This is a genomic window from Kitasatospora sp. NPDC088351 (genome assembly GCF_040685575.1).
GTDB lineage: Bacteria > Actinomycetota > Actinomycetes > Streptomycetales > Streptomycetaceae > Kitasatospora.
Genome location: NZ_JBFBIL010000007.1, coordinates 206,140 through 212,736, shown reverse-complemented (window position 1 = coordinate 212,736; position 6,597 = coordinate 206,140). Strand labels below are relative to the sequence as shown.

Sequence of the window (6,597 nt, the reverse complement as noted above, 5' to 3'; positions counted from 1 at the left end):
GCAAGACGCTCGGCTGGAATACCCCAGCCGAGCGTCTACGTGATCTACTCACCACCTAAAACCAAGTGGTGTTGCGACGACCCCTTGAACCCAAGCCACTCCCCGGGGGCCGTCCGTCGTTCCGGCCGTACTGCGGTCGTTCCGGCCGTCCTACTGGGTGACGCGCAGCAGCAGGTTGGGGCTGCCGCTGCCGATCGAGGTGAGCACGCCGCTGGTGGCGGCCGCGGTGAGGGCGCTGGTGACGCTCGCCGGGGTGTCCCCCGGGTGGTACGAGAGGTAGATCGCGGCGGCGCCGGCCACGTGCGGACTGGCCATCGACGTACCGGAGATGGTGTTGGTGGCCGTGTCACTGGTGTTCCAGGCCGAGGTGATGTTCGTGCCGGGGGCGAAGATGTCCACCCGGCTGCCGTAGTTGGAGTAACTGGCCTTGGCGTCCGTGTCGGTGGTCGCGCCGACGGTGATCGCGGTCGGGACCCTCGCCGGGGAGTAGTTCTGCGCCGGGGCGGCGGAGTTGCCGGCCGCGATGGCGTAGGTGACGCCGGAGGCGATCGAGTTGGCCACGGCGCTGTCCAGCGTGGTGCTGGGCGAGCCGCCGAGGCTGAGGTTGGCGACGGCGGGCTTCTTCGCGTTCTGGGTGACCCAGTTGACGCCGGCGATCACGCCGGCCGTGGTGCCGGAGCCGTTGTTGTCGAGCACCCGGACGCCGACCACCTTGGCGCTCTTGGCCACGCCGTAGGCGCTGCCCGCGATGGTCGCGGCGACGTGCGTGCCGTGGCCGTTGCCGTCCTGGGCGACGGCGTCGTTGTCGACGAAGTCGTAGCCGTCGGAGGCCCGGCCGCCGAAGTCGGTGTGCGAGACCCGTACGCCGGTGTCGATGACGTACGCGGTCACCCCGGCGCCGGCCGCGTCGGGGTAGGTGTAGCGGGAGTCGAGCGGGAGAGCCGGCTGGTCGATCCGGTCCAGGCCCCAGGACGGCGGGTTGACCTGGGTCGCGGCGACGGTGAAGGTCTGGTTGGCCTCGACCGCCGCGACGGCCGGATCGGCGGCCAGCCGGCGGGCCTGTTCGGCCGTCAGGGCGGCCTCGTAGCCGTTCACCGCCCGGTCCCAGGTCTGCCGGACCTGGCCGCCGTGCCGGGCCACCACCTGCCGGCCCTGCGCGGAGCCGGCCTTGATGCCCGAGGCCGCCTTGAGGATGACGATGTAGCTGCCCGGGACGGCGGTCGGCGAGTCGGCCTGCTGGACGACGCCTTCCGGGAGCTCTGCCGCGCCGGCCGGCAGGGTGGCGGCGCCGCAGAGGACGGCGGTGGCGATCGCGGTGGTGAGGGCGGCCGCGGTCCGGCGGCGGGTGATGCGCTGCACTGCCATGAGAGGTGTTCCTCCTCGTCGGTGGTACGGAGCGGGGTCCGGGCGGTGTCACGGCCCGGGGTCATCAGGATTCGGCCGATGGCAGGAACGCGACAAGAAGGGTTTCGGGTCGTCATGGGGCCGCTATGCCGGGGACATTGCGGAGACACTCCGGGGACACGCGGAGTCGCGGCCAAAGCGGATGAAACGGGCATCCGGCGGGCGTCGGCCCGGCCTCGGTGCCACCCGGGGCCATCCGGGCGTCACCGGCCGATACCGTTCCTCAACGCCGTGGTCGCGCGGTGCCCCGTCGAGGCGGCCGGAACGCGTCGGACGGCGCCGCGGAACGCCGTCCGGGCGGCGTGCCCGGGGGCGCCAGGGGTGTCAGGGGTGTCAGGGGTGCCCGGGAAGTGCGGGAGGCACAGGAAGTGCGGGGAGGCGCTGGGAGCGCCGGGAAGGGCCGGAAACGCCGAAGCCCCGGCGCGGTGGCCGGGGCTTCGGACGGGACGGCTGAGTGGAGGTCAGTTCTCCAGCCGGATCGAGGAGCGCGCCGAGACCTGGCCGCCGGAGAGGCCGGCGAGGTCGGCGACCACCAGGTAGGTGCCGGCCGTGGCGGGCGCCGGGTCGGCCGTGGCGCACTGCTGCTTGCTGCGGCTGCGGTCCCAGGTGAAGGTCTCGGTCATGCCGCCGTTCGCCGGGACCTGCACCCAGCTGCTGCCACGGTCCGCCGGGCAGTCGCCGGAGGACCAGATCCGGTCGCCGTTGGCGGCCGTCACGGTGATGGCGGAGGTCGTCCGGCCCAGGTCCACCCGGCAGTTGCTGCCGGCGGCGTTGTGGATGGTCAGCGCCAGCCGGGGCTTGTCCTTGGGCTGGTAGGAGTTCTGCGCGCTGGCCAGCTCCAGCGTCACCTGCGACGAGGCGCAGACCGGCAGGGCCATCACCTCGGTGGTGTTCACCGGCGGCGTGCCGCCACCGTTGCCGCCGGTCGAGCCGCCGCTGCCGCCCGCGCCGCCCGTACCACCGCCCGCGCCGCCGGGGGCCGGGCTGGGCGCACTGCCCCCGCCGGTGCCGCCGGTGCTGAGGCTGACATCGCCGCCGCCGGAGCCGGCGACCGCGCCGCCGCTCGGAGCGGCACCGCCGCCGGGGCGTGCGCCGCTCACGGGGCCGCTCGGGGAGGCGCCGGGCGTGATCGCCTGGGCGGGTGACTGGGACTGGGACTGGGACGGCACGGCCTGGGCGGCCTTGCCCTGGGAGTCGTCGCCACCGCCGCCCTGATCGGACATCAGCCAGAGAATCAGGGCGATGACCACGACGGCGGCGGCGAGCACGACGATGCGCCGGCGCCAGTAGATCGAGGCCGGCAGTGGTCCCACGGGTTGACGCAGAGAAGGCACGCCCAAACTCTACGAGACAGTGTGTGTCCCTTGACGTACCAACACCGCACAGTCGCCCCTTCCTTCACATGATCCGCCATTTGCGCCGTTCGGGGGAGACCGAAACGAGGGTTTTTCCGTAGACCATCCGGAGCAGCGCGCTCCGATTCGGCCGGGGGCGCGGGCGTGAGCGCGGTCGTGGGAGGATCGAAGGGCCATGGCTGCCATCACCGTCACCCCCGCCGTCCCCGCACCCGCCGCCGCCCCGTCGGCGCTGCCGCTGCCGGTGCTGCACTCGACCGTCCTCGGCTGGTACGAGGCCAACGCGCGCGATCTTCCGTGGCGGACGCCGGAGGCCTCGCCCTGGGCGGTGATGGTGAGCGAGTTCATGCTCCAGCAGACCCCGGTGAAGCGGGTGCTGCCCGCGTACCGGGCGTGGCTGGAGCGCTGGCCCACCCCCGCGGACCTGGCGGCGGACGCGCCCGGCGAGGCCGTCCGGATGTGGGGGCGACTGGGTTACCCCCGGCGGGCGCTGCGGCTGCACGCGGCGGCGGTGGCGATCACCGAGGGGCACGACGGCCAGGTGCCGGACGACCACGCGACGCTGCTCTCGCTGCCCGGGGTGGGGGAGTACACGGCGGCGGCGGTGGCCTCGTTCGCCTTCCGCCAGCGGCATGTGGTGCTGGACACCAACGTCCGCCGGGTCTTCGCCCGCGCCGTGACGGGCGTGGAGTACCCCGCGCAGGCCACCACGGCGGCCGAGCGGCGGACGGCGACCGCGTTGCTGCCGGACGCGGCCGAGACGGCGGCGACCTGGGCGGTCGGTGTGATGGAACTGGGCGCGCTGGTCTGCACCGCGCGCAGCCCCGAGTGCGGCGGCTGCCCGCTGTTCAGCCACTGCGCCTGGCAGCGGGCCGGCTGCCCGCCCTACGAGGGCCCGGCCCGGCGCGGCCAGTCGTACGAGGGCACCGACCGGCAGGTGCGCGGCAAGCTGCTGGCGGTGCTGCGGGACGCGCACGGCTCGGTGGAGCAGGCCCGGCTGGACGCCGTCTGGCCGGACGCGGTGCAGCGGGCCCGGGCGCTGGACGGGCTGGTGGCCGACGGCCTGATCGAGCCGGTCGAGCAGGGTGTCTACCGCCTGCCGCAATGACGTGACGAACTCCGGGGCGGAGCCCGGAGAAAAAGAAATCCCCCCTCTCGGGTGAGAGGGGGGATTTGCGTAAGGTCAGATCGCCACTGCCTCGGCGTTGAGCTCGGCGGACTTCCCGCCGTCCTTCCCGTCCTCCGGCGGCGTCCCGGCGCCGCGCAGCGGCACCTCGCGCATGAAGACCGCGGCGGCGATCGCGATCACCGCGACCCCCGCGCCCCAGAGGAAGACGGTGTGCATGCCGTTGGCCACCGCGTGGTGGTAGGCGTCCTGGACCGGGGCGGGCAGCGCCCGGAGCGCGGCCGGGCTCATCTGGCCCGGGTCGGCCTGCGCGCCGCCGCCCGAGGCCGCGTCGCCGAGCCGCTCCTTCATGGTCGCGGTGACCCGGTTGTTGAACAGCGCGCCGAACAGCGCCACACCGAAGGAGCCGCCGATGGTGCGGAACAGGGTGGCGGTGGAGCTGGCCACGCCCATGTCCTTGAGCTCGACGCTGTTCTGCGCGACCAGCATGGTGATCTGCATCAGGAAGCCCATGCCGGCGCCCAGTACCACCATCCAGCAGGCGGAGGTGAAGCTGCTGGTCTCGGTGGAGAGGGTGGAGAGCAGCGCCATGCCGACGGTCATCACGATCGTGCCGATGATCGGGAAGATCCGGTACTTGCCGGTCTTGGTCACCGCCTGGCCGACCACCAGCGAGACCACCAGCATGCCGAACATCATCGGCATCAGCAGCAGGCCGGAGTTGGTGGCCGAGGCGCCCTGCACGGTCTGCTGGTAGAGCGGCAGGAAGACGGTCGAGCCGAACATCACGAAGCCGACGACGAAGCCGATCAGCGAGACCAGGGTGAAGTTCAGGTTCTTGAACAGGTCGAGCGGGAGCATCGGCTCCTGGACCCGCTGCTCGACGTAGCAGAAGGCGATCAGGGTGGCGGCGGCGAGCGCGGCCAGGCCCAGGATCTGCTTGGAGCCCCAGGCGTACTCCTGGCCGCCCCAGGTGGTGATCAGGGTGAGGGAGGTGATGCCGGTGGTGAGCAGGACGGCGCCGAGGTAGTCGATCCGGGCCTTGCTGCGGACCTTCGGCAGCTTCAGGGTGACCACCACGACGGCGAGGGCGACGACGCCGAGCGGCAGGTTGATGTAGAAGGTCCAGTGCCAGCTCAGGTGGTCGGTGATGAAGCCGCCGACCAGCGGGCCGCCGATGGTCGCGAGCGCCATCACCGCGGCGAACATGCCCTGGTACTTGCCGCGGTCGCGCGGCGGGACCAGCGCGCCCATGATCGACATCACGCCGACCATCAGACCGCCGGCGCCGAGGCCCTGGAGGGCGCGGAAGCCGATCAGCTCGTTCATGTTCTGCGAGAGCCCGGAGAGGGCCGAGCCCGCCAGGAAGATCACGATCGAGGTGAGGAAGGTGCCCTTGCGGCCGTAGAGGTCGCCGATCTTGCCCCAGATCGGGGTGGAGGCGGCGGTGGCCAGGGTGTACGAGGTGACCACCCAGGACAGGTGCTCGGCACCGCCCAGGTCGCCGACGATCGTCGGCATCGCGGTGCCGACGATCAGGTTGTCGAGCATGGCCAGCAGCATGGTGACCACCAGGCCGACCATGACCAGGCGGATCTCGCGGGGTGACCGCGGCACCTCCTCCTCGGCCGTCCTCTTCTCCGGTGCCGGGTTGTCGGCCTTCGGTTGTGACATGGGTTCCGTGTCTCCCGGACTGGATGTTGGACGACCGTCGGGCCTGCAACGGCTTACTTACTTGTCGCCCGGCTAGTTTCCTGACCGTCGGCACGGTAGGTTGTTTACCAGCCGGGCGTCAAGCCAGTTTTCCCACGGATCTCCGGGCCAGGGAGAATGAGCCCGAGGCGGGCGCTCCGACCGGCGCCCGCCGAGCGCAGCAGCAGTCACCGACGCAGTCATGAGGCAGGCCATGGGCACCACGCACAGCCCCCGAAGCGACACCCGGGCCCGCATCATCGCGGTCGCACTGGAGCTCTTCGCCGAGCACGGCTACGAGCAGACCTCGCTGCGTGAGATCGCCGACCGGCTCGGTGTCACCAAGGCCGCGCTCTACTACCACTTCAAGACCAAGGACGACATCGTCCACGGCATCGTGCAGAGCATGGCCGCGCCGATCGACGACACCATCGCGTGGGGCCGCGAGCAGCCGTGGACGCCGGAGCTCCGGGACGAGCTGATCCGGCGGTTCGCGGCCGGAATGTCCGAGCGGGCGCCGCTGCTGCGGTTCTTCCACGAGAACCAGCCCGCGCTGCGCGAGTCGCCGGCCGGGCTGGAGTTCAAGGAGCGCATGGTCGCGATGATCCGGCTGGTGCACGGCCCGGACGCGAGCTTCCAGAACCGGCTGCGCGCCGCGATGTCGCTGTTCACCATCAACTCGGCGCTGTTCATGCTCAAGCAGGACATCTCCGAATGCCAGGCGGCGGACCACCCGCAGGACGGCGAGGCGAAGGTGGCCACCCTGGGGGAGGCCATGACGGCCGCGCAGCAGGTCGCGCTGGAGATCGGCGGCCTGATCGGCCACCCGGCCGCGCACGTCTGACCCGCCCGCGCCCGTCCGGTCCACACGCCCGGTCCACACGTCCGGTCCACACGTCCGACCCGCAGCCGGCTCGTGGCCGCCCGGGCCGACCCGCAGCCGGCTCGTGGCCGCCCGGGCCGCCCCGCGGCGGAGCACACCGAAGGGCGGCCCGACCGGCGAAAGCGCCGGTGACCGGG

Annotated in this window: 5 protein-coding genes; 2 read left to right on the top strand and 3 right to left on the bottom strand. The window is 72.2% G+C overall.

Going from position 1 to position 6,597, the window contains the following annotated elements:
* Positions 1-150: 150 nt before the first annotated feature.
* A complete protein-coding gene (locus AB0P06_RS08425; protein ID WP_363606046.1) occupies positions 151-1,365 on the bottom strand; it encodes a S8 family serine peptidase in 1,215 nt (404 codons plus the stop codon).
* A 500-nt stretch (positions 1,366-1,865) separates the two neighbouring features.
* On the bottom strand, positions 1,866-2,738 hold the full coding sequence (locus AB0P06_RS08420; protein WP_363606044.1) for a hypothetical protein: 873 nt from the start codon (positions 2,736-2,738) through the stop codon (positions 1,866-1,868).
* Between the two features lie 196 nt (positions 2,739-2,934).
* Between AB0P06_RS08420 and AB0P06_RS08415 the strand changes: the two genes are divergently transcribed.
* Entirely contained in the window at positions 2,935-3,867 is a 933-nt protein-coding gene (locus AB0P06_RS08415) for an A/G-specific adenine glycosylase (RefSeq protein WP_363606043.1), read from the top strand.
* 75 nt (positions 3,868-3,942) lie between these two features.
* Here the strand turns inward: AB0P06_RS08415 and AB0P06_RS08410 are convergent, their stop codons facing one another.
* Entirely contained in the window at positions 3,943-5,469 is a 1,527-nt protein-coding gene (locus AB0P06_RS08410; RefSeq protein ID WP_363606068.1) for an MDR family MFS transporter, read from the bottom strand.
* A gap of 322 nt (positions 5,470-5,791) precedes the next feature.
* Here AB0P06_RS08410 and AB0P06_RS08405 point away from each other — a divergent pair, with 322 nt between their 5' ends.
* Positions 5,792-6,421 carry a helix-turn-helix domain-containing protein gene (locus tag AB0P06_RS08405; protein ID WP_363606041.1) on the top strand — a complete coding sequence of 210 codons (630 nt, stop codon included), beginning with the start codon at positions 5,792-5,794 and terminating at the stop codon, positions 6,419-6,421.
* Positions 6,422-6,597 lie beyond the last annotated feature (176 nt).

What these genes read in the sequence shown, in the direction of transcription:
- AB0P06_RS08415 (WP_363606043.1), top strand. Translation starts at nt 2,935, where the DNA reads ATGGCTGCCATCACCGTCACCCCCGCCGTCCCCGCACCCGCCGCCGCC.
- AB0P06_RS08410 (WP_363606068.1), bottom strand. Translation starts at nt 5,469, where the DNA reads ATGGTCGGCCTGGTGGTCACCATGCTGCTGGCCATGCTCGACAACCTG.
- AB0P06_RS08405 (WP_363606041.1), top strand. Translation starts at nt 5,792, where the DNA reads ATGGGCACCACGCACAGCCCCCGAAGCGACACCCGGGCCCGCATCATC.
- AB0P06_RS08425 (WP_363606046.1), bottom strand. Translation starts at nt 1,365, where the DNA reads ATGGCAGTGCAGCGCATCACCCGCCGCCGGACCGCGGCCGCCCTCACC.